Raw genomic sequence first — 22,973 nt, forward strand, 5'->3', positions numbered from 1 at the left:
GTGGAAGTTATATGGAGCAAACAGATTACAAAAAATTGCTTAATTCTGCCAAGTTTCAAGTTATCAAAAAGACTTTAGATGTTATATCAGGTAATGGTTTTATCCCTCATTTAGAAATATTATTTTTCACATATTTTAATGGTGTGACCATGCCAGATCGTTTGAAAAAGTCATACCCCACTCAAATGCTTATTATATTACAGCATCAATTCTATGATTTAAAAGTTTCTGAGGATAAATTTAGCGTCAGTTTGAGTTTTCAAGGAAAACAAGAGCGAATTACTATACCGTTTTTTGCTATTAGTGAGTTTCGTGATAAAATTTCAGGAGATGTTTTAATATTTGACAAAATCAGTATCGATTCTGATAAAGAATACAAAAGTGAAAAATGTACTGAAAAATTATCAAATGGTAGTATTATATCCATAGATCAACTGCGTGATAAATAGTTACTCATAAGAGGCTTAAAAGTCTTTTCTCTCGCTTTGACAAAACCTCTGAAGTTTTTATGGGCTTTTTAAATTTCGTGTAGGCTCTCATTTGGCTTCTCTAAAATTTTGTCCACAGAGTCTAGCGAATAGTCTATTTTAGTCAACCACTTCAAAGGTTCTTCTTTGAACGTTTCTACTACATCTTTTAAAGAAAAAGAAACTGGCTGAACACTCTGCAAATACCCTTCAGGCTTGCTCGACTCTATTGTTATATATCACCAAAAAAAGAGCTCTCAAACCTATATCAAAATGGCCATAGAGGAATTCATACCATCTTTGTTTCATTCTATAGCTAAACTGACTTAGATTTACCGACAATTTGAAAAACGACAAATTCGTCATTCCGCTACTATAGTATTTCCTAAAACAAATGATAAAGGTATAATATGGAATTAATGAAATATGAGGTAAGTAATGGCATACAGTGTAGACTTAAGGGAGAAAGCTATCTCTTTGGTGGAAAGAGGGAAGTCAAAATCTGAAGTAGCAGATCTTCTAGAAATAGGAATTGCAACCTTGTACAGATGGCTGAAAAAGAAAGGAAACGGTGAAAGCCTGGAGGCAGGAAAGAATGGAAGTTTTATTCGAAAAATAGATCCAGAAGTACTCAAAGAATATGTCAAAAAACACCCAGCTAGCAGAAATGAAACAAAATCTAGGATTTGGAATAAATTCAATTTGGTATAGGTTAAAACAGCTAAAAATAACCTTAAAAAAAAGTCACAGAACGTAGTCAAGAAGATAGGCAGCGCTTTACCGATAAAATCTCAAAAATAGACCACTCTAGCATTTTATATATAGATGAAGCAGGAGTTGATAATAGATTATACCGAGAATATGGACGAGCTCCAAAAGGAGAAAAAATATATGCTCTGGAAAAAAGCGAGAGAGAGTAAGTATAATAGGCGGATGAGAAGTTCATTGCACCAATAACTTTCACGGGAGAAAGAAGTATTTAATGCGTGAGATATTACTGCCACAGTTAAAGCGTGGTACAACTATAGTTATGGATAATGCTACATTTCATAAGACTCCTAAAACAAGGAGAGTAGACCAGGAAAACTTCCTTCCTGGCCCCTCGCAGAACCCTACGTGAGGTAGAGTGGGCAGCCAGCGAGTTACTTGTTAAGTACTTTTCCAACAACCCCTCTCCGAACCACGCATGATCGTTTCCGTATCACGTGGCTCTCCAATAATCTAACGTTTTAAGGAGTCACCATCATATTTTCCATATTGGATTTTCTTATGGCATTCATGACAAACAACAAGAGTTTTCCTCTGTCGTTCAATCATTCTCTTTTTCCATTCCGGTAGTTCAGTATTACGTTTACCTAGCAAATCAGCAAGTTTACGTACGTGATGTACTTCAATCTGCTCTTGTGATTTACATAATTCACAAGTTTGTGCCAATAGTCTTTGCTCTATTTCACTACGCTTATTCCATATTGGTATAAGGTTATCACTTATGCTTACCCATTTATTCCATTTTAGCGACACAGCACCAAAGTGTGTAATTAATGGTATCTTTGATGGTAAACGATCTACTCTGATTTGGATGACTTTTCGTTTTTCACCTTCATCGTTTTCAATCGTCGCACCAAATTTTCTATAAATTTTCCTGCAAGTTGTTTTGTATTTAGATGCTAAAGTCTTTACTAATGATACTTCCATCACATATTTCAGATAACTTAGTGTGTGAAGGTTGTAGGCCATTTTATAGTATTGTACAATTCCTCGATATTCAGTTTGATACTGAGCAACAATACTGTAAGCTGTATCAATTGTACGTTGAGGTAAATGTATCGGTTTACCACAACGCATATATTCAGAACACTTTTTCTGCTTTATATGATGTGGTACACGTAACCCAATACTACCGTTAATACATCGTTGTGTCCGATGATCATGTTTGTCATCTGCATGCAAAACATGTATTTCATAACCCAAAAAATTGGCTTTGCTATCACACGCATGTGTAATAAACGTTTTATCTTCATTAAGCATAAGTTTGAGCTCCTCATTGAGAAACCCAGCAATCTCATTCTTAATTTGTTCAGCTTCATTCTTTGGTCCTGCAAACCCTACCAGAAAATCATCAGCATACCTAACATACCAAAGACGTCGATAATTTAGATCGCAAGAATCCTTAGATGGCATACCCTGCACTAATTGACGCAGTTGTTTTGCTTGATCCCAGTTCCCTTGTTTTCTCATCATCGATACTTGCATGGTTAACCTTAAATATTTTGGATTTGTCCTTCTTCGCTTACCTCGGTTATTTGCTGGTATTAGTATATGCTCCACATGTTTATCTAACCGATCGAGTAATATGTTACTCAGAATTGGACCAATAATAGAACCTTGTGGTACCCCACTATGACTCTTATTGTACTTCCAATTTTCCATATATCCTGCTTTTAGCAGTCGATTGATTAGCTGAATAAAACGGTTATCTTGGAAGCTTTCACTCAGTATTTTCAACAACATAGTATGATCAATTGAGTCATAACATGCACTGAGATCTCCCTCTATAAACCATTTTGTACCTCTGCCTTTTTGCATTACTGCTCTTAATGCAGTGTGGCATCCACGCTTTGGTCGAAATCCATGTGAACATTCACTAAATTTAGGCTCATAGTAGGCTTCCAATATTAATCGGATTACTTCTTGAAGTAACTTATTTGACCATGTTGGCAACCCTAACGGCCTGCGTTTACCACTCTTCTTTAAAATATAGATACGTTTTACTGGTGTCCACCGATATCGCTCATAGCGTAAATCCTCTATGATTTTATCGATTTTCTCCAAAGACATACCATCAACTGTTTCAGTTGTCACACCTTCTGTCATAGCACCTTTATTACGACAAAGTTTGCCATACGCTCGAAGGTAAAGATCACTCTGATAAAGTAGGCGATATACGTTTTTAACCGGCAAATTTCTTTGTCCACGTTCACGTATAATGTTAAGTATTGTTTCAGCTTTCCGCATCTTGCGTACCTCCCAATTTCAACATTCAATTATCTGTCACCCTTTGCCCTGTATGTGGCTTTCCCACACTCCCCGGTGATTCGTTACTTTCACGACTACTACGATGACTCCGTAACCATAGAACTCGCGTTCCTTAGGTCATCCCATGTTCCGTCACTAAGAACTGTTCTAGATCAACTTAGGTTTTCCATTCATCCTCTTAAATAAGTTCACTACTTATCGTTCTACAGCCAGAATGTCACACAAACGAAAGTTTAATCTGTGCTTACCGTAGACATGGGGTTTTAAATGCGATACCCATGGATGTGAAGTCCCACCCCTGAAGATTAGAATTCAAGCAGTTTAGCTTTAACCATATTGATCAGGTGTTGCAAGCCGTTATCTTATACATCTTCAGATAACTCTCGCTTTACATACATGCTCTTGTCCTCCTTCCCTTTCGGGTTAAAGTTAGTTGTTCACCTCGAGGCCATTTATTCTGAACCCCGCTTAGCTCCGCTAAGTATTTCTTAATGCGTACCACGGCGCACACTCGCATCTCATAAAGCTCCCACTAATCATTGCCCTAGTCCTATACTTAATTTCCAGTGTACAAAAAGATTTGGTCTACTCTTTGCGATTCTTTCTAGTAACTTAGCTGCTTTGGTTTTATGCCCACTCAGCTTCTTATACTTTGTCTGAAACCACTTCCTGAGTTTTCTATTAAACATTCTTATTATGTCCTCTAGCGCAGTTATGTGATACTTCCCGTAATAGTTAAACCAACCCCTTAGAATTGGATTACATATTCGTGATATATCTTCTATTTCCAAGTTTGTTCTTCTAGCAAATTTCCAGCCTCTAATTTCTTTTCTCATCTTTTTCAAACTTTCTTTACTTACAGTCGGAGTAAAACTTACAAATAAACTACCATCTTTTCTATTTCGTACAAGTCTTTTTCGAAATTCGTACCCAAGGAATGTGAATGATACATTCTCATGATTCTCCTTCCGCTTTCCATCTTGACAATAGATAATTTTGGTCTTTGTATGTTTTATTTCCAATTTACAAATCTTCAGTCTCTGTTCAAGTTGACTCAAAATTAGTTGTGCTTGGTTCTTGCTTACACAATGTATAACACCATCATCAGCATATCTTGCCCACTTTATACTTGGATATTCTCTCCTCATCCATACATCAAAACTATAGTGCATAAATAGGTTGCTTAAGATAGGACTCACTACACCTCCCTGCGGTACTCCGCTGAGACGCTTTATCTTTGTTCCATCTTCAAGCTGTATATCTGCATCTAGCCATCTTTGTATGTATAAGAGAACCCATTTGTTTGCAGTGTGTTTTCTGACTGCTTTCATCAGTAGATTGTGGTCTATGTTATCAAACATTCCCTTGATATCAAACTCTATTAACCAATTTTGGTCGAAGCATCGCTTCCTGGTTTGTCCTATGGCATCTAATGCCGATTTATTTGGCCTATAACCATATGAATCTTCATCAAATACCTTCTCAAGCTCTGGTTCTAAAACACTTCTTACAACTTCCTGTGCTATACGATCGGAGACAGTTGGTATTCCAAGTGTCCTTGTCCCTCCATCTGTCTTAGTTATATCACAAGCCTTCACTGCGGGTGGAAAATAACTACCAGATGATAGCCTATTCCATAGCTTGTAAAGGTTCTTGCTTAAGTCTTGATCAAACTTTTCAATTGTTAGATCATCAATACCTGCTCCTCCTCTGTTTTCTTTAACTCTTTTATAAGCCAAAAACACTAGAGATTTTGGTATGTCAAAAGGCTTTGTTCGTTCAATCACTTTCATCCTCCTACAAGTTGAATGATTTACTAAAGTCGACTAGCTTAACCCCTTCGCTCCATGGTCATTACAACCACTTCTTCACTACTACGAGTTAATCCGCCCCAGTGATTTGTATCGCTACTCTAAAACTTGAGGATTAGCCTCTTGCTTATCTCGCTTTGCATCAAATCGACTGGTTCCTGCAGTTCCTTATCAAAGCCCAGATCAGACTCACGCCACCTTTATGCCGAACACCGCCTACACAGTAGTCAGGTTCCCTGTACGCTTTTAAGAGGAGAACGACTCACTCCCCCTTTCGATGTTCACTTCCCTTTTCGACACGTTCATCAGTGGTTCACTCACGTTCGTCTTTCTGATCCACACCTTCCAGCTTATATGCTGATTTTTCCTTAACGCTTATGACCCTATCTCTTGAATAGAGCCACTTAAGGTGGCTGCTCCTGAAAACCGATTTCGAAGGACCTTCCTTCATCTTCAATAAAGCTTCTCACAAACATTACTTTGTTTGTTACTGCAGCACACCGTCATTAATAGAGTCTTTTGGCTGTCATTTGTTGTACCTTCCAGCATATTTACCAGATTTGAATCCTATAGAACACTATTGGCATACCATCAAAAGTCGCCTCAGACCTCTAATGCACCACTATACAGACTTGCAGCTTTTAGTTGGTAATACCATAATGGAAATTTATCATTCATTTTAGAAACTACTATAGTTAGCGGAATCTATGCCGAGATACCGCGGCGGTGTGACGTAGAGCTGTACTAGCTATAGAAAATTTCTATGGTCAAACCTTCAGTTAGAAAAAACAAAAAAGGATGTTACTCGTTGAGTAACATCCTTTTAGAGAAAGTAAGTAGTTTTATTTATTTCGTTTTCACACTTGCAGGATGATGAACGCTATTTTCACCTACTTTCGTAGAAGGCTGTCCCACCAGTTCATTCAGATAACCTGTCTTTTTTAAGTCAGCTTGGGTTTTTGCCTTGCCATCTTCGTTAGTAAACATTGTGTGTGTTGGAGAGGAAGTTGGTGAATTGAATCCACTATCAGAACCATTACGATTACTCAAAGAACTCTGTGTAGATTCAGTTTTAGCACTTGAACTAAATTCTTCTAAGTTTTTCTCCATTGCTGCCCTAATTCCATCATTTAAAGAGTTCAGAGAGGGAATTCCAGGCACCTTTGGTGGATCAACTGGAGTAAGCTTAGAAGAACTACCACCTAAGCTACTAGATGAACTGCTTCTTCTAAGAAGATTAGGCTTGACTGTTGCAAAGTCCTGAGAATCTGAATAAGAGACAGTAGCAGTACTTCCAGTTCCTATAGAATTTAGTGAATTGCTTCTTGGTAGCTTCGGTGGAGCAACAGATAACGTGCCTAATTCAGAAAGAACTTGATATTTAACGTCAGTAGTTTCTTTCGGTGCTTTTTTACCCCCAAGCCATGATGGCATTTTTTCTCTAAATGAAGAAGGTGCTTTTACTTCTTTATGCTCCGCAGGATTTAACAATTCCGCTTCGCTGCTAGCAGTACTTTCAGTTCTTACAGAGTCTAGTGAACTGCTTTTTGACAAGCTGTTTTCAATAGATTGCGTTGAACCTTTTCTGATACCATACTTTCCTGCTACTTCATTAAGGTTCTCTATAGAGTTAGAAAGTTTATGCTCTGCTCTGCACTCTTTAACAATCCTCTTGATTTCATCGTGATGGTCAGAGAAAATTTCATAGAGATTGTTATCATCTTGAGCCAACAAATTTTGCAACTTCTTAGCGTCTAATTTATTGACAAAATCTGCTTGCTGTTTCAACTGATTGATCAACTGGTCCTTTTGGAAACCTGATTGACCATCAACAGAATAAGCTTTCTCTAATATTTTTTCTCCCAGCTTAGAAAATATTTCCTTAGTTAAAGCAGAGCTATTCATGGCTTTGTCTTCAAGAACTTCCTTAATAAACATCTCCTTTACACTATTGAAATTCCTTGTTTTTTCTTCTGTTTTCAAAACAACAGTTTGACCTTCGTTACCTATTGAATATGGGATGGCATCTAAACTAGACATACTTCCACTTAAATTACTTAAACTGCGCCCCATTTTTCCTAACGCAGCACCAGTTCCCTCTTTTGTTGCTCGTCCCACAGAACTTATAGCTCCTTTTACTGAATAATAACCTTCTCTTGCTTTTTCTGCAGAATATTCTGCTGCCTTTCTAATTTTTCCTGCAGTATATTCCGCCCCATCAACTGTTTTTTCTGCTGACCATTTGAGCCCTTTGAATGTGTATTCAACTGCTTTATAAGCAAAAAATAGAGTTAGGGCAACTATTGCACCTGGTACAGCAAGTGGTAAGGCAACTGCCACAATTGGAAGTGCTGAAGCAAATATCGCACCTGCTACACTTACTGCTAATATTTTTTCCTTTGAAGACAAATCAGAAGAGAATCTATCAAACATGTTGCTCTCTTTATTCTCAAATAACTTACTAAAAGTTCCAGCAAATATACTTTGTTGCTTCCCCTTAGAAACTAAATTTGTTTGTTTATCAGGTAACATTTTAAACCTCACTATTAATTAAATATATTATATTGTACACCTTCGATTCTTAAGTTAGTGTTAATTTGGCTGCCAGTATTTATTTGTCTTTGAATAATTCTGCTTGACATGTTTTTCGGAAGCGTAGAAAATTAGGTTAAGGGCTCTTCGAGCTAGAGTATTTATGAGGTGCACAAAAAGGATACCCACCCTTTTAATTATTGCAGTTTTAATAATAATGGTTTTGTTATCTCATTATTGTTCTCACCTTCACGAAGACGTAGTGCACTTAAAGAGTGACAATAAAGAATTCAAAAAAAAGCCAGAAAATTCCATAGAATCGACCATATTACATAGAGAAAAGGAAGTGTATGATCATGTTTTCCATCCTGATAATTAATTTATAAATAAAATAGTTTTGCATTTTCTTATAAGATGAGTAATATTAGCGTATTAATTATAGAATCAATCATTATGTTTGATGAGAATAATCCTTGGAATCCGGGAAAGAAATCGATAGGGAACAAAACTCCTAATAATGAAGATATTTTAAGTAAAGCTGTATCTGATATAAGGTTCTTTCTTAATGGATTAACCAGAAACAGGGGCAAAAAACCTTATTTCATCATTTTCATTATTTTGCTGTTCTATGCTTGCACTGGCTTTTATATTGTTCACCCCAGTGAAGAAGGCATAGAACTTACCTTTGGTAAATACTCTAACACAGAGATGTCCGGTTTGCGCTATCACTCCCCCTATCCTATTGGTAAGGTTTTTAAAGTAAACGTTAAGGAAGTAAATCGTGAAGAAATTGGTGTAAGCGGTTCTTATGGACGAGATACAGACCGTGGTGAAGGTGTGATGCTAACTGGAGATGAAAATATAGTCAACGTTAACTTCGAAATTCAGTGGCGCGTTAGAGATGCTAAGGACTATTTATTCAAAGTGCGGGATCATCAACCTGGTTTAAGCGTTAAAAACGCTGCTGAAAGTGCTATGAGGGAGATAATAGGTAAGAATACAATTTCTTTTGCACTGGAAGGTCAAGGGAGAGCCGAAATTTCCAGAGATACTAGAATTCTATTGCAGCAGATTCTTGATGGATACCAAATGGGCATAGAGATTTTATCTGTTCAAATGAAAAAAATCGATCCACCAGAAAAAGTAATTAGCTCATTTAGAGATGTGCAAAGTGCTCGTGCAGATAAAGAGCGTACTATAAACGAAGCATATTCTTATAGTAATGATATCATACCTCGAGCAAAAGGTGAAGCGATAAAGATAAAATTAGATGCAGAGGCATATGAGAATGAAGTAATAAATGAAGCAAAAGGTAATGCAAATCGCTTTTTATCTCTTTATGAGGAATATAGACAGAATCCTTCTCTCGTTAAGAATCGTATTTATCTTGAAACTATGGAAAATATTTTCAGTAAGGTAGACAAAGTTGTTGTAACTGATGATCTGAAAGGTATGTTTTCTTATTTACCTCTTACAAATTTAGGGAAATAACCATGAGTAGTAATATTAAAATCATTTTTGTTTCTGTATTTGTTGTTTTATTGATTGTTTTATCTAATTCAATATTTGTTGTACAAGAAACAAAGCAAGCTATAGTTATACAACTGGGTAAAGTTGTAAGGGATGTTAGGGAAAGTGGCTTATATTTTAAGTTACCATTCATAAATAGTGTAGAGTTTCTTGATAAAAGAGTTTTAGATCTAAGTCCTGATAAAACCCCAAGGGAAGTGATAACAGCGGATCAAAAACGTATTATAGTAGATGCGTATGCAAAATATAAAATAACGAATCCTGTTACTTTTTACCAGGCTGTGAGGAATGAATCAGGGCTGGTTAGAAGATTATATCCGGTTATAGAAGCACACATAAGAGAAAATATAGGCAGATTTTCGTTGATTAGTTTGCTGAATGAAAAAAGGTCAGAAGTCATGCAGTTAATTCAGCACGGAGTTTACTCTGAAGCTGAAAAATTTGGCATAGAAATAATAGATGTAAGAATTAAGAGAGCAGATTTACCAGAAGAAAATAGTTCTGCAATATTTCGCCGTATGCAAACTGAAAGGGAAAAAGAAGCAAAAGAAATTAGAGCAGAAGGAGAGCAAGCGGGGCAGGAAATTAGATCAAAAGCTGATAAATTAAAAAGGGAAATTATCTCCAGTGCAGTAAAAGAATCATATGAAACAAGGGGCCGTGGTTATGCTGAAGCAACTAGAATTTATAATGAGGCATTTAAGATTGATGAAGAGTTCTTTAACTTTTATCGCTCCATGAGCGCTTACAGTAAATCATTTGCCGAAAATAATACTAAATTTGTACTTTCACCAAACAATACCTTTTTAGATATTTTAAATAAAGGATGGAAATAATTTATGAAAAGTAAGGCATTTATTTTATCTATATTTGCATATTTTCTAATTGCGTTTTCTTCGCATGCTAATATGTTTGATTGGAATGCAAAAAAGGTCGTTGATGCTAGCACTACTGCATGCAACTGTAATCAAGGACTTGCCGATTTAGTGGAAGAACTCATTCCTGCGGTTGTAAATATTTCAAGCGAACAAATCATCAAACAAGAAAATAACAGCAGAACTAGAGTTCCATCTATGCCAGGAAATAATTTTTTTGATGATTTTAGAGAGTTTTTTGAGCACTTTGATCAGTTTTTTATGGATAGGGGCCCTAGTGTTAACAGAGAGGTGGTGTTGCTTGGTTCTGGGTTTATTATAGATAAAGGTGGAACTATAGTAACCAATTATCACGTTATTAAAAATGCCAAAGATATCACAGTTACTATGAACGATAATACTTATTTCAAAGCAGAAGTTTTAGGCTATGATGCAAGAACTGATCTTGCTGTGCTTAAGATTAATTCTGATAAAGATCTTTCTTCTGTTGCATTTGGTGATTCTGATAAAGCAAGGGTTGGTGATACGGTTATGGCAATAGGTAACCCATTTGGTTTGGGTGGCTCTGTAAGCACAGGAATTATATCTGCAAGGTCCAGAGACATTAGTATCGGCACTATGAATGAATTTATTCAAACTGATGCTGCAATTAATAGAGGCAACTCTGGAGGGCCATTATTTGATTTAAATGGAAAAGTTATAGGCATTAACACCGCTATCTATTCCCCATCTGAGTCTGGCGGTAACGTGGGTATAGGCTTTGCTATACCATCTAATTTAGCTATGTCAATTATTGACACATTAAAAAGTGGCAAAAAAATAAAACATGGTTGGCTTGGTGTGCAAGTTCAGCCTATAACGAAAGAATTTGCTGAGTCTTTGGGTTTAAAAGATACAAAAGGTGCACTGGTTGCAAGTATAGTAAAGGATAGCCCTGCAGAAAAAGGTGGAATTAAGGTGGGTGACATATTATTAGAATTTGATGATAAAAAAATTGATAGAATGACACAATTGCCTCAAATGGTTTCAAGAACTGAACCTGGAAAAAAAGTACAAATTAAGTTACTTAGAAAGGGCAAAGAGGTCAATATTAAGGTTGTGATTGAAGAATCTGCAAATGATGGTCAAGGTAATAATCAAGAAGAAAATAAATCAACATCCGATTACATAACTGGTTTAACTGTTTCAAACCTGCCAAAAGAATCAAAAGAAAGTAATCCTACAAAAGGTGTGATAGTTACTAATGTAGATAGTAACAGTAATGCCACGCTGCGTGGTATTAAAAAAGGGGACATCATTATCCAATTAGATGGAACCGATATAGAAAATATTAATGATTTTCAAAAACAAGTTGATTCAGCAGTAAAGAAAAACGGTAAAGATTCAATAATGTTGCTTATTTACCGCAATGGAAATCAATTCTTTACTTCGATAAAGTTGAAGAAATAGTTGACTCATAGCTACCTGCAGGGTGTCGGTTTGCTGCCGTAATATTTACTTTCGACATTGAACTTGTACAGCCAGAAAAATCTTCATAAAATTTACTTTTTCTAAACTCTTCAACTTTCTCTTCGCTGTTTAGTGAGCCACATTCAGCAAAGTATGAATCTGTCTTTTGAATATATAAACTGATTAATTCAGGAAAAGTGTAACTAACTTTGTTGGAAGATTTTAAACACTTAATAGGCAAGCCATGAATGCCCTTGTTAGTCCTTTTAGGATCAATACATTCATTATTTTTTATTAACATTGTATGTTGCTTGAAAAATTTCTCATTCTCTTCAAAACCTTCGAAGACTTCTTTTTTTTGGTAATTTTTCTTTCTACCATTTTTTTCTATTCTTTCTATTTTTGTTGCAAGTTGCGCTGATTGTTTGATTGTCTTATCTCCTTCGCGATTAAAGTACATCGTATAAGGAGTAATTGAATTTATGATTTTATGTGTCTTCCAATGACAACCAAAAATCTTTAGTACTAATTTGATTATCGGAGCAAGAAGAATTTTTAATTTTGCTATAAAACCAAAGTAGTAAAGAGAGGCTTGTTTGAGTGAACTAGCAGCGTTGCTAACAACACACCTCAAATGTATATCATTATTTTTAAAATTTTTATGAACCTCTGCAGCTACATGTCCGCCAAAGCAATCCCCAAATAATATTATATTATCCGGCTTTATACCATTTTTTAACAAATCAGTGACAACTACAATGCCTGATTCAACTCTATCGTTACGAAACGTAAAAGAGTTTTTGCTCTTGCCCAAGCCAGGATAGTTAAAGAGATGTACAGTAATTCCTCGGTCTGTTGCCCATTGCCAATTTTGCAAATCCAACTCTTTGGATTTTACAATACGATTCCCTCCACCTACAAAATAGACTAGATGCTTTCCATTCCGTTGATCTACATCTTTACTAGGCATTATTATCTTTTGGATTTTCATCCCATTTTGAGTTCTTACAAACTCTTCCTTAGTTTGTATTTTAATTTCTCTTGTTTCTTTCACGTCTTAACTCTCACTACATCAATTTCATAATACATAAAATCTTTAAAAGAGTCAATCCTCATGAATAAAATCAACTTTCTAAAATTCATTGAACTGTGCTTTCAAACGGTGGTGCCGGGATGTGAGTATAATGATTATCAGTACATAAAAGTCATAGAAGACAGGCTGAAAGCAGCGAATGCTGGCGAAGTAAGGCGCATAATATTCAATATGCCTCCGCGTTCAATGAAGTCCATATGTGCTAGTGTTGCGTGGCCCGCGTGGATACTGGGAAATCAGCCGACTGCAAGAATAATAGTTGCAAGTTATTCTCAATTGCTCAGCGAAAAGCACTCGCTTGACACCAGGTGCATAATGCAATCTGATTGGTATAAAGAACTATTTCCAGAGGTAAAATTATCCAAAGACCAGAACACTAAATATAAATTCCAAACAGTGCAGAGAGGATTTAGAATCGCAACATCAGTTGGAGGGACGTTAACCGGTGAAGGTGGAGATTTCATCATCGTGGATGATCCGCTTAACCCTGCTCAAGCTTTGAGTGAAACGTTTAGAAAGCGTGCCACAAACTGGTTCGATCAGACTTTGGTAACGAGGCTCAACGATAGAAAAAAAGGAGTAATTGTGCTTGTTATGCACAGGCTGCACCTGGAAGACTTAACTGGGCACCTCTTATCCAAGCCAAAAAACATATGGCATCACATTTGTTTGCCAATGATTTCTGAAAAAGTGGAGATAATCGACTCAATTACGACACAAGAAAAAGGTTTATATTCAAGAGAAGAGAATGAGTTATTATATCCCCTCGAGGGAGGAAGAGAAGAAGTTGAGATGATAAAAGTTGAACTCGGGAGTTACGCTTTTGCTGCTCAATATCAACAAAACCCCCTGCCGCTTTCAAGTGGTATAATAAAACAAGAGTGGCTAAAGCGCTATAAAAATTTCCCTGATAATCTCTCACATGTAACTCAAAGCTGGGACACTGCAGTTTCAACAAACGATTCCAGCGACTTTAGTGTCTGCACCACCTGGGCAAAAATAGATAATAAATTCTATTTACTTGATGTATATCGAGCAAAGCTTGAGTACCCAAAGCTTAAAGAGCAAGTTCTGTCACTAGCTGCAAGATGGGCACCACATGCAATTTTGATTGAAGCAAAAACGAGTGGTCAGCAATTAACACAAGAGCTAAAGGCAAATAGCGATCTACCGATTATTGAAATTGTGCCACACAATGACAAACTCACTCAAAATTGTTCCGGTGATAGAGTCTGGCAGGGTTTTTTTGCCACAGCAAGCGGTATGGCTCAGCGATTTTGAGTACGAAATTTTAATGTTCCCAGAAACTCGCCATGACGATCAAGTGGATAGTACCGTACAATATCTGCAATGGATGAGAAAAACTAACACCAGTGCTTTCAGGGTCAGGGACTTTGGCCCCAACCCTAATAAAACGCTTAGATGGCTTAGAACGGTGGATTAGATCAAATTATAAGCTTAAATTACCTTCTTGAGGGCTATCTTTTTTGCAAGTGGGAAGAAGAGCACTCAACCATCGCATCATCCATGCTGCTCATTGGATTAGCGTTAACACTACTGAAGTTCGATAAGACCGAATTATTCGAGTTTTGCGAAAGTGAAAAAACACCACTATCTTCAGAACTTGTAGAAACGTTACGACTAATTTCTTGTTTATCACCAAAGAACTTAAAAAGTAAGCCTTTTTTTGCCTCCAAAGATAAATTTGGGTGTAGTTGCTTCCTCTCCTCAGGAGGAAGAACTGAGCACACTTGCTCTACTTTTCCAGGAGAAGAAAGAAGCAAACGCAGCTCCCTCTTATCAACATAAAGTAAGTATAGTAACTTCTTGTACCCAGGAGGAAAAAAGCCGAAGTCTAGCTTCTCCTTCATCTCAGGAGAAAGAACTTTGTATAGTTCATCCTTCTGGCTAGAGGTAAGAGGTTGCAAATTTAGTCCACTACTAGATTCTACCAATGCTCGTATTTTTGGTCTATTGGAAAATCCACCATCCTTTAATTCAGTAGCCCCTGGCTTGTTTTTGATACATGCTTCAGTAACAGGAGAAGTCACTCCTGAGGGTGGATTATTTGTTGCTCTTCTTTCTGAGGCAAATCGTTTAGACAAAAGTGGTTTTTCAGTTACATAATGTACAGGACCACTTCTACTTGAAGATATCGTATCACGCTCTACGCTACATCGCTTAAAAGGTGATAACTTTGCTGGTCTTTCTTTACAGAAAAAACCACCCCTATGTTTCTTCGGAGATTCATTCTTTTGTGGCTTCGCTTTAGAACACTCATCACTACTTTTTCGATCACTTTCATCAGTAACTTGCTGTTTTTCAGGTTTCATGCTACGAATGTTCTCCGTATCTTCTGGAGGATCTGCAAAAATCCCAAGATTTGAGGATATTGAATCATTCCTTGTCGTAAGAGAAGAAGTCGATGGTGGCAAACACCAAGAACTACTCCCTGTTAGCATATTTTTACCAGCGCCTCTCGATGATGAAGCTCCACTCTGTGACAATGACCATAATCCTGCACTTGAAGCCGGTGATGACCAATGGTTCATTGGCTGACTAGTCCATGTTGACATACCTTTATTAGCATCTTTCGATGATGAAGCTCCACTCTGTGACCATGATAAACCACTAGGTCCTGGTTTAGTAAATTGCATTGACGATATCCATTTATTTTCGGACGTGCCTTGTGATAAACAAGGGTTCGTTTGCTGAGCCCAAGGGTTAGCCCCTACTGGATTAGCACCTTTCCATGATGAAGGTTCACTCTGTGAACATAACGAGGGTCCTGGGATACTACCACTAGCTGCTGCAGCACCTAGATTTCCCCCTTTAGATGGCCCTGAAACACCATAACTAACTGCAATAGAATTCAGCTGCGGCAATGGCGGAAATCCTTTACTCGTTCCAGCTGAATTTACATGATTGTGCAGCAGCCGTCCTTCTTTTTCCGTTTCTGATCCTTGCTCTGACCCTCGCCTGGGAGAATCATTTAATGCTTCATCCTGACTCCGCGTGGGAAACCCCTGTACCTGTGATTGCTCAAACAATGATCCTGGACCACCACTTGAAGAACCAGAATCCTTAGGTTTCGGAGGTGACTCACCAATACCACTATCTCTGTTTCCTTTAGATCCAAAAAACTTATCTCCAGTTTGTTCAGGCGGTGTTCTTGGTGGCTCAGGCGACAATGCTCGAAAATGAAGCTCAGGGTCAATGGCCAGTTCATGCCTTTCATTGATTAAAGAGCTTTCCATGATTTTAGTTATCACACAGTGAGAAATGTATGGATTGGAAAAGTCTATGCCATATATTTCACTGCTTCCATTTACTGATAATTCTCCCTGAGCTTTACCATCAATATCATTAAGTACAGCACCACTAAATGCATAATTTAGTTTAAGAGCTTCTTCTTTTGTCAATACCCGCCTTCTTCCGCTATCTAATATAAGAGGTATAAGAACTGAGGCCTCTTTTCTATCTAAAGGGGAAGCACATACAAAGCCATATATTGTCACTCCTGTCAATTGACCAATAGATTCTACTATCATATCTTTAAATAACTTCACTTTATGATTAGCACTACTGTCAACTCCAAGATACATACCTTCAAGCCATGTCTTATACCTTATTACACTATCAATAAAACGAGCGTCATCAAAAACGTCCTTGATATATACACTATTGCCTTCAACCTTCAGAGGGTTCTTAAAAACATTCCTATACCCATATCTATTCTCCATCCTTGATAAAAACATACTCTCAAATTTCTTGCTTAATCCTTTATTATCAAATTTAGAATGACATAAATACTTTTCCTTGTTAAATGGTACAGTTGTGCTGCTAACCTGCATATCTTCTCGAATATCCTTTTCAAGTGAAGAAGCCAAATGAGACTTCAAATTAAAAATTACACCTTTATCTACAGGTGTTACAAACTTAAACCCATGCTGTTTATCCCAAGACCAGTCTCTATCACTGATATAAAACGGGAAAGAATTAACATCAAAAATTAGCTTAGCTGTATCCAATATTTCTGCATCATTACTTTCCTCAATGCCGTAGAATTCACGTATTATCTTCCTTTTTATACTGTCCAGATATCTTCTACACTGATACTTATCCATACTCTTATCAAATGAGACTACAATATAGTCCTTCTTGCCCTCGCTTTGCAGCGTAAAATTAGTTTCAACTGTGTTAGAAAAATGATTATTAACATTAAAAGCACTAACCAATGCTCTTACTGTTTCTGTATTAGGCATACCAACCTCCCCATTTTTAAATTACAATAACTACCCTTTACTTAACGTTTCATAGAACTACCAGGATTGTTTTTCTGCTCAGATTGACGCCTCCTTTCTTCTACTCTTCTGGCTGCGTCACTATGATCATCATACCTCATTCCTTTTGCTCCCTGCACTATACCACCACCTTGTCCTGGATTCTCACGTTTCCACTTTTCAGCATCAAAACCTTTTTTATCATTACCACTATGCATATTGCCTCCTAAGTAAAAATATTATGTAATTAATATACTAAAAATAAATTGTAGTGCAAGCACTTTTTTTATATTTTTTAGTATAAAATTTTATTCACTCTTTTTTCATAAAACTCAGTTTTCTAGATTCCAGCGTCACGCGCTACCCTTTCTTGTCATCCCAGTGCCCAGACACTGGGATCCAGTCTTTTTTGCAATTCATCAAAAACGCTCCCTTTTAACATAAAACCCTACATTTATCAAACCTAATGTACAATTAAGTTTCCTGGATTCCAGTGTCAAGCACTGGAATGACAAAAGGAAGCACTGGCCCCTGGATTCCAGTGTCACGCACTACCCTTTTTTGTCATCTAAGTACTAGCCATCCCAACTATGGTGTCTTTCCTGCTGACTGACCTTCTACACATTTCTCAACTTTTACATCATCAGTCAATCCTTTTGGTGGTTGAGCATTACTTACAGAACCTTCATTCTCAGCACCATTCCAAGTACCTATGTTAAAATTAAATCCACAATCAGCAACAGAACTTTTAACAGGTTGTTCGAGAGCATCTTTGCTAGGAACAACAGAGCCTTGAGTATTCGAAGCTTTTCCGTTAGGGACAGGACTCTTAGCAGATTGATTCGAAGCTTTTTTGTCAGAAACAAAGCTTTGAGCAGATTGGCTTGAAGCTTGATAGGTATTATTGTTATCTTGCTCTGTCTTTTTTTTCTTATCACTATCGCATCCATAACCCTTTTTTCTCCCCTGCTCCGTCCCAGTTGCAGGTTGCCCTGTAGGTTTCGGTGGACACACCTCTTTCTTCGGTTCCTCCGGCTTCGCTTTTTTCTCTCCTTTCACTTTTGTTTCTTTTATCTCACGATTCTCATTAACCTCTTTAAATATAGGAGGCATTATAGGTTTTTGTAAAAGATCAAGTTCTGGTTTGCTCAGAACAACCAGCCTTACAAATCCGGGTGAAACTTCAAAAAGGGAAACTGGCACTTTAGGTTTTTCTCTTTCATCCACTTTCATTTCTACGTTTTCGCAAACTTCTTTATTTTCTTCCTTTAATGATGTTTTTTCTGCTTTTTTATCTTCTTTTTCTTTAGATGCCTCTGCCGCAGCCGCCAACTCAACTCCAAAAATCTCTGCGAACATTGTAACAATCCATCCGACAACGGCCAGCTGTAACTTGAGTTTCAGGAACCCTAGGACAATGTTGCATATTTTGATTTTGCCCATTCTGAGCAACAAATTCCTTTATTCGAAATACTATAGTTATATCATCAACATTTACCTCTATTCTTTTAACTAACTTTCTTATTACACCACGCTTTTCTAACCAATCATATTGATTAATCTCTGACTCGATTCCGGAAGAAAACTTCTTTATGCTGCTTATGATAATTGCAAACTCTTGCTGTGTCTCTTTCTGATCTTTCATCCTTTCTTTTTCCTCTTCCACTTCTTTTAAGTGTCCTTTCATTTCTGTGATTCTTGACTCAAATTCCTCTCGATTTATGTACTCGTTAGTATAACTATCAATCAGCCTTGAAATGCCTCGTTTTAATTTGCTTTCTTGCCTCTCAAGATCTTGCTCCAATGGTGACTCTTTGCTTCCCTCCAGTCTTTGTTGGTATTCATTCATCATCCCTTCCGGCTCATTCAATATGCTTTTTACTTTTTCCCATATAGCCATCTCTAATACATCTGCATGGACCGGTTTACTGTTACATATTCCCCTAACACTACTGCTAAAAGCATATATGGTGCTACAACGATAATAGTAGTTAATCCCTCCTTTTTTTTTACTCCCACCACGCACACCGCAATAAGCATATCTACAGTGTTGACACACAATTAAACCTTGTAGCAGGTACGCTGCTTTCCTTTTCTGTATTCTCGCTCTTTCTCTATTTTCAGCCAGTTGTTCTTCCACTGCATTAAATAATGCCTCATCTACTATCCTTGGTATTGGAATGTAAATCCAATTCTCTTTACTTGGATAAGTAAGAGAACACCTTTGCTGGCTGCCAGCATTTCTTTGTGGTCTTACTCTTGGTTTTGCTGGATTTGACTTAGTTTTACCAAATGCTGCTTGCCCTTTATACGCAGGATTTTTTAATATCTGCTGGATGGTGCTTCGGTTCCACATCTCTCTTCCTTTTTGTGTCCTTACTGACCTTTCTTTTAGCCTACGTATTGTTTCATTAATGCTTACTCTTTCTTCACCTATCCACATGAACAGTTTTTTTACTATTCTCGCCTCTTCTTCATTAATTTCAAATCTCCTTTCTTCACCTGTTGTGCCACTCTTTATGTATCGATAACCATAAGGCGCTACAGCCATTACACTTACACAGCCTTTTCTTGCTGCATGCAGTCTTCCTCGGCGATTCCTCTCCATAATCTTTGCTCGTTCATACTCTGCTATTGCTCCTTGCATTTGTAGTAGTAAATTAGATTCTGGACTATTACCAACCTGATGGTTTAAAAAGATCACCTCTGCTCCTGCTTTTTGAAATTCTTCCAGCAATATCATCTGATGTACGTAATTACGTGATAACCTATCTGGTGAGTGAATATAAATTTTATCAATTTTTCCTTCTGCTACTTTATCACGTAATTCATCTAAACCAGGGCGCTCTAATTTTGATCCACTATACCCATTATCTATGAATTTATGCTCATTTAGTAGCTCGTGCTTATCCTCATTAATTCTACTTGCCAACTCAGCTACTTGACTTTCTATTGTTCCTTCTTGTGCTTGCCTCTTCGATGAAACTCTTGCATATAAGCTCACTACTTTCATTTGTCCCTTTCTTTCCTCCTTTAACTTCTCACACTAGACTCATAACAGCTTTTGACGGTTTGTTGTTCTTACAGTTAGGAGCTTTTCTGTGAAAAACTGACTATTCTAATTCTGTCTTACAATTTTTCCTACAAATGCAACTTTTGTTTTCCCCATCTACTATATCAATTCTTTTTTATTGACCTTGCCTATTTCTATCATAAATTGCTGCGCCGTACTCGCTTTTTGGTCGTGCAATTCTTTCTCTGATAGCTTGTATATCTTGATTTTGTTTATTTTGGGTAACAAATTCTTTTATTCGAAATACTATAGTTACATTATCAACGTTAATCTCTATTCTCTCAACTAACTTCCTTACTACACTACGTTTATCTAACCAATCCAATTGATCAAGCTCTAATTTTATCCCAGAAGAAAACTCCTTTATGTTACCTATTATAGTAGTCAACTCTTCCTGTACCTCTTTCTTATCTTTTATCCTTTTCTTTTCCTCTTCCTTTTCTTTTAAACGCTGTTTCATTCCTTTGATTCTTAACTCGAATTCCTCTTGATTTATATATCCACTTGCATAACTATCAATCAGTCCAGAAATACCTCGTTTTAATTTGCTTTCTTCCCTCTCAAGACCTTCCTCCAATAGCAACTCTTTACTTCCTAGCAGGTGCCGTTGATATTTATTTATCAACCTTTCTGGTTTCTTCAATATACCTTTTACTTTTTTCCATATAGTTGTTTCTAATGCATCTGCTTGCACCGGTCTATTGCCGCATGCTTCCTTATAACTTGGAGCAATACAACGATAATAATAATGATAGTAGGTTCCCCTCCTATTTATAGTAGATGCACCGCAATAAGCATATCTACAGCGTTGACACACAGTTAAACCTTGTAGCAGGTACGCTGCTCTCCTTTTCTGTCTTTTCACTCTTTCTCCATTTTCAGCCAGTTGTTCTTGTACTGCATTAAACAATCCTTCATCAACTATTCTTGGTACTGCAATATAAATCCAATTCTCTTTATCTTGAGAGTACATAGAATAACTTTTCTGCCTACCAGCATTCCGTTGTGGCCTTACTTTTGGTTTTACTTGGCCTACCTTAGTCCTGCCATACACTGCTTGCCCTTTGTATACAGGATTTTTTAATATCTGCTGGATGGTGCTTCGGTTCCACCTCTCTTTTCCTGTTTGTGTTCTTATTGACCTTTCTTTTAGTCTACATATTGCCTCTATAGTTCTTATTCTTTCTTCCCCTACCCACATGAACAATTCTCTCACTACTTTTGCTTCCTCTTCATTAATTTCAAATTTCCCTTCTTCGCCTATTCCACCCTTTTTTATGTACCGATAACCATAAGATGCTTTGCCTATTACACTGACACTGCCTTTTTTTGCCGTACTGATCCTCCCTCGTCTATACCGTTCTATCATCTTCGCTCGTTCATATTCCGCTATTGCTCCTTGCATTTGTAATAGTAGGCTTGACTCTGGGCTCTTATCTGTCCTGTGATTTAAAAAGATCACCTCTACTTCTGTTTTCTCAAACTCTTCCAGCAGTATCATCTGGTATACATAGTTACGTGATAACCTATCTGGTGAATGAATATAAATTTTATCAATTTCTCCTTTTCCTATTTTATCGCGTAACCTATCTAAACCGGGACGCTCTAAATCTGATCCACTATACCCATTGTCTATGAATCTATACTCATTTAGTAGCTTGTGCTCATCTTCACTAATTCTACGCTCCAACTCCGCTATTTGACTCTCTATTGTTCCCTTCTGTGCTTGCTTTTCTGATGATACTCTCGCATATAAACTCACTACTTTCATTTGTTTCTTTCTCTCTATTTTCTTTTTTTCTCTTTATTAATCTCTCTATCAGTTGCCCGTATACATCCGATAAGCGTTTATCTGCTAACTCATCAGGCTCATATCGACAGGTCACAGTTAACGTTCTTTTTCTCATAGTTTCTCCTGTAAATGTTTTTGTAGTTCAGGAGCCTGACCACTCCCTTTTTCCATAAATCCATTTATCAGCTACTCTTGCGAAAAAGACGCAACTGTTAACCTTCGTTTTGTTTTACTTTTATGCAAAATTTTAGAAACACATAGCTGCACTCCGCTATCTTTCATCAATTAAGCACTCTCCCAAATTATCAAGCTTCTTTTTTACATCCATAAGCTCTTTCTTGTGCCTTTTCCCCCAAACAACTCCTTCCATATTTTCCTCAGTTCTACCAACTTTTTTCCCTCCAATGATAAAACTTCCCTTTTTCCCATAATTACCTCTTTCTTAGCCACAGCCCTTCTAAATTTTTTCATCCACAAGCTCCTCCTTTGCCACTATCACACCTGCTGCCGTACTTTCCGATACAACTCTTACTCTTTCTATAAATTCCCTCTGTTTATTTGCCATTTTTACGTTCTCTAACACTTCTTTTATCTCTTTATTATTTCTCGCATAATACATTGCTGTTTTGCCAAATTTATCCTTTTGTTCTATATTCGCTCCGGCTTTTACTAGCTCTTCTACTATTTTTATCTCTGCTACCATGCACGCAAGGTGTAACGGGGCAAATTTGCTACTTCGTTCCACTGCGTTTACATCGGCTCCTGCCTTTATCAGCTCTTTTGTATTTTCTACACGTTGCCCCATCACTGCTAGGTGTAGTGGTCTATATTTCCCGGCATCTGCTGCATCTACATCTCCTCCCTTTTTGATTAATAAACTCACTTTTTTTGGATCTGGCATTCCCACCGCGTAATGTAGTATCGTCCTCCCTTTTGTGTCTTTTTTATTAATATTTTCTATTGAGTTATCTAATACCTCTTTCCACGATTTATTAAATTCTTCTCTTTCTTTCTTACTAAATTTTACCATAA

Annotated in this window: 19 protein-coding genes and 2 pseudogenes; 9 read left to right on the forward strand and 12 right to left on the reverse strand. The window is 37.1% G+C overall.

From position 1 onward, the window contains the following. The first annotated feature begins 11 nt into the window (after positions 1–11). The 3 genes from ABWU69_RS05545 to ABWU69_RS05555 all read left to right on the forward strand — a co-directional run bounded on the left by ABWU69_RS05545 (position 12) and on the right by ABWU69_RS05555 (position 1,587). Positions 12–449, forward strand: coding sequence for a ClpXP protease specificity-enhancing factor SspB (locus tag ABWU69_RS05545; RefSeq protein ID WP_265025749.1), 438 nt, complete (start codon positions 12–14; stop codon positions 447–449). 456 nt (positions 450–905) lie between these two features. Continuing rightward, positions 906–1,178 (forward strand): transposase, encoded by a 273-nt coding sequence (locus ABWU69_RS05550; protein WP_265025750.1) that lies wholly within the window; start codon positions 906–908, stop codon positions 1,176–1,178. A 271-nt stretch (positions 1,179–1,449) separates the two neighbouring features. Further along, positions 1,450–1,587 (forward strand): hypothetical protein, encoded by a 138-nt coding sequence (locus tag ABWU69_RS05555; protein ID WP_265034534.1) that lies wholly within the window; start codon positions 1,450–1,452, stop codon positions 1,585–1,587. A gap of 101 nt (positions 1,588–1,688) precedes the next feature. Here the strand turns inward: ABWU69_RS05555 and ABWU69_RS05560 are convergent, their stop codons facing one another. Then, positions 1,689–3,482, reverse strand: coding sequence for a reverse transcriptase/maturase family protein (locus ABWU69_RS05560; protein ID WP_265034303.1), 1,794 nt, complete (start codon positions 3,480–3,482; stop codon positions 1,689–1,691). A 557-nt stretch (positions 3,483–4,039) separates the two neighbouring features. Then, on the reverse strand, positions 4,040–5,290 hold the full coding sequence (ltrA, locus tag ABWU69_RS05565; protein WP_353284965.1) for a group II intron reverse transcriptase/maturase: 1,251 nt from the start codon (positions 5,288–5,290) through the stop codon (positions 4,040–4,042). Positions 5,291–5,820: 530 nt separating this feature from the next. On the opposite strand from ltrA, the pseudogene ABWU69_RS05570 reads away from it, so the two are divergent. Further along, a pseudogene (locus ABWU69_RS05570) lies at positions 5,821–5,997 on the forward strand (transposase); the annotation flags it as partial. 163 nt (positions 5,998–6,160) lie between these two features. Here the strand turns inward: ABWU69_RS05570 and ABWU69_RS05575 are convergent. Next, the gene (locus ABWU69_RS05575; protein ID WP_265035374.1) at positions 6,161–7,846 is read right to left on the reverse strand and encodes a hypothetical protein; all 1,686 of its coding nucleotides are present in this window, start codon (positions 7,844–7,846) and stop codon (positions 6,161–6,163) included. 163 nt (positions 7,847–8,009) lie between these two features. On the opposite strand from ABWU69_RS05575, the gene ABWU69_RS05580 reads away from it, so the two are divergent. The 4 genes from ABWU69_RS05580 (at position 8,010) to ABWU69_RS05595 (ending at position 11,700) form a co-directional block, all read left to right on the forward strand. Continuing rightward, positions 8,010–8,225, forward strand: coding sequence for a hypothetical protein (locus ABWU69_RS05580; RefSeq protein ID WP_265035373.1), 216 nt, complete (start codon positions 8,010–8,012; stop codon positions 8,223–8,225). 74 nt (positions 8,226–8,299) lie between these two features. Further along, positions 8,300–9,337, forward strand: coding sequence for an FtsH protease activity modulator HflK (gene hflK, locus ABWU69_RS05585; RefSeq protein ID WP_265035636.1), 1,038 nt, complete (start codon positions 8,300–8,302; stop codon positions 9,335–9,337). A gap of 2 nt (positions 9,338–9,339) precedes the next feature. Continuing rightward, positions 9,340–10,212: a protease modulator HflC gene (gene hflC / locus ABWU69_RS05590; protein ID WP_265025752.1), complete on the forward strand. Its 873-nt coding sequence runs from the start codon at positions 9,340–9,342 to the stop codon at positions 10,210–10,212. Between the two features lie 3 nt (positions 10,213–10,215). Continuing rightward, positions 10,216–11,700 (forward strand): DegQ family serine endoprotease, encoded by a 1,485-nt coding sequence (locus tag ABWU69_RS05595; RefSeq protein WP_265025754.1) that lies wholly within the window; start codon positions 10,216–10,218, stop codon positions 11,698–11,700. Here the strand turns inward: ABWU69_RS05595 and ABWU69_RS05600 are convergent. Beyond that, positions 11,675–12,754 (reverse strand): alpha/beta hydrolase, encoded by a 1,080-nt coding sequence (locus tag ABWU69_RS05600; protein ID WP_265035372.1) that lies wholly within the window; start codon positions 12,752–12,754, stop codon positions 11,675–11,677. The two genes, ABWU69_RS05595 and ABWU69_RS05600, sit on opposite strands and share 26 nt — an antisense overlap. A 60-nt stretch (positions 12,755–12,814) precedes the next feature. Between ABWU69_RS05600 and terL the strand changes: the two are divergent. After that, positions 12,815–14,237: pseudogene (gene terL, locus ABWU69_RS05605) on the forward strand (phage terminase large subunit). A 34-nt stretch (positions 14,238–14,271) separates the two neighbouring features. On the opposite strand, the gene ABWU69_RS05610 reads toward terL, so the two are convergent. From ABWU69_RS05610 to ABWU69_RS05645, 8 genes are all read right to left on the reverse strand, one after another. After that, positions 14,272–17,058 carry a hypothetical protein gene (locus ABWU69_RS05610; protein ID WP_353285053.1) on the reverse strand — a complete coding sequence of 929 codons (2,787 nt, stop codon included), beginning with the start codon at positions 17,056–17,058 and terminating at the stop codon, positions 14,272–14,274. A 41-nt stretch (positions 17,059–17,099) separates the two neighbouring features. Next, positions 17,100–17,294 carry a hypothetical protein gene (locus tag ABWU69_RS05615; RefSeq protein ID WP_353285054.1) on the reverse strand — a complete coding sequence of 65 codons (195 nt, stop codon included), beginning with the start codon at positions 17,292–17,294 and terminating at the stop codon, positions 17,100–17,102. Positions 17,295–17,664: 370 nt separating this feature from the next. After that, positions 17,665–18,435, reverse strand: a complete 771-nt coding sequence (locus ABWU69_RS05620) for a hypothetical protein (protein WP_353285055.1) — start codon at positions 18,433–18,435, stop codon at positions 17,665–17,667. Then, a complete protein-coding gene (locus ABWU69_RS05625; RefSeq protein WP_265026501.1) occupies positions 18,410–20,089 on the reverse strand; it encodes a recombinase family protein in 1,680 nt (559 codons plus the stop codon). The genes ABWU69_RS05620 and ABWU69_RS05625 overlap by 26 nt, the downstream gene beginning before the upstream one ends. A 175-nt stretch (positions 20,090–20,264) precedes the next feature. After that, complete coding sequence (locus ABWU69_RS05630) at positions 20,265–21,920, reverse strand: recombinase family protein (RefSeq protein WP_410529946.1); 1,656 nt, start codon at positions 21,918–21,920, stop codon at positions 20,265–20,267. Beyond that, positions 21,829–22,056 (reverse strand): hypothetical protein, encoded by a 228-nt coding sequence (locus ABWU69_RS05635; RefSeq protein WP_265026498.1) that lies wholly within the window; start codon positions 22,054–22,056, stop codon positions 21,829–21,831. Before ABWU69_RS05635 ends, ABWU69_RS05630 begins: the two co-directional genes overlap by 92 nt. A gap of 203 nt (positions 22,057–22,259) precedes the next feature. Next, positions 22,260–22,412, reverse strand: a complete 153-nt coding sequence (locus tag ABWU69_RS05640) for a hypothetical protein (protein WP_341814692.1) — start codon at positions 22,410–22,412, stop codon at positions 22,260–22,262. After that, the gene (locus ABWU69_RS05645) at positions 22,399–22,971 is read right to left on the reverse strand and encodes an ankyrin repeat domain-containing protein (protein ID WP_341814691.1); all 573 of its coding nucleotides are present in this window, start codon (positions 22,969–22,971) and stop codon (positions 22,399–22,401) included. Before ABWU69_RS05645 ends, ABWU69_RS05640 begins: the two co-directional genes overlap by 14 nt. Between the last annotated feature and the right edge of the window lie 2 nt (positions 22,972–22,973).

This window comes from Wolbachia endosymbiont (group A) of Beris morrisii, assembly GCF_964028185.1.
In the GTDB taxonomy this organism is placed as follows: domain Bacteria; phylum Pseudomonadota; class Alphaproteobacteria; order Rickettsiales; family Anaplasmataceae; genus Wolbachia.

Coding starts and splice junctions, on each gene's coding strand:
- ABWU69_RS05635 (WP_265026498.1), bottom strand. CDS start 22,056: ATGAGAAAAAGAACGTTAACTGTGACCTGTCGATATGAGCCTGATGAG.
- hflK (WP_265035636.1), top strand. CDS start 8,300: ATGTTTGATGAGAATAATCCTTGGAATCCGGGAAAGAAATCGATAGGG.
- ABWU69_RS05640 (WP_341814692.1), bottom strand. CDS start 22,412: ATGAAAAAATTTAGAAGGGCTGTGGCTAAGAAAGAGGTAATTATGGGA.
- ABWU69_RS05625 (WP_265026501.1), bottom strand. CDS start 20,089: ATGAAAGTAGTGAGCTTATATGCAAGAGTTTCATCGAAGAGGCAAGCA.
- ABWU69_RS05615 (WP_353285054.1), bottom strand. CDS start 17,294: ATGCATAGTGGTAATGATAAAAAAGGTTTTGATGCTGAAAAGTGGAAA.
- ABWU69_RS05575 (WP_265035374.1), bottom strand. CDS start 7,846: ATGTTACCTGATAAACAAACAAATTTAGTTTCTAAGGGGAAGCAACAA.
- ABWU69_RS05555 (WP_265034534.1), top strand. CDS start 1,450: ATGCGTGAGATATTACTGCCACAGTTAAAGCGTGGTACAACTATAGTT.
- ABWU69_RS05645 (WP_341814691.1), bottom strand. CDS start 22,971: ATGGTAAAATTTAGTAAGAAAGAAAGAGAAGAATTTAATAAATCGTGG.
- ABWU69_RS05610 (WP_353285053.1), bottom strand. CDS start 17,058: ATGCCTAATACAGAAACAGTAAGAGCATTGGTTAGTGCTTTTAATGTT.
- ABWU69_RS05580 (WP_265035373.1), top strand. CDS start 8,010: ATGAGGTGCACAAAAAGGATACCCACCCTTTTAATTATTGCAGTTTTA.
- ABWU69_RS05560 (WP_265034303.1), bottom strand. CDS start 3,482: ATGCGGAAAGCTGAAACAATACTTAACATTATACGTGAACGTGGACAA.
- ABWU69_RS05595 (WP_265025754.1), top strand. CDS start 10,216: ATGAAAAGTAAGGCATTTATTTTATCTATATTTGCATATTTTCTAATT.
- hflC (WP_265025752.1), top strand. CDS start 9,340: ATGAGTAGTAATATTAAAATCATTTTTGTTTCTGTATTTGTTGTTTTA.
- ABWU69_RS05545 (WP_265025749.1), top strand. CDS start 12: ATGGAGCAAACAGATTACAAAAAATTGCTTAATTCTGCCAAGTTTCAA.
- ABWU69_RS05630 (WP_410529946.1), bottom strand. CDS start 21,920: ATGAAAGTAGTGAGTTTATATGCGAGAGTATCATCAGAAAAGCAAGCA.
- ABWU69_RS05550 (WP_265025750.1), top strand. CDS start 906: ATGGCATACAGTGTAGACTTAAGGGAGAAAGCTATCTCTTTGGTGGAA.
- ABWU69_RS05620 (WP_353285055.1), bottom strand. CDS start 18,435: ATGTTCGCAGAGATTTTTGGAGTTGAGTTGGCGGCTGCGGCAGAGGCA.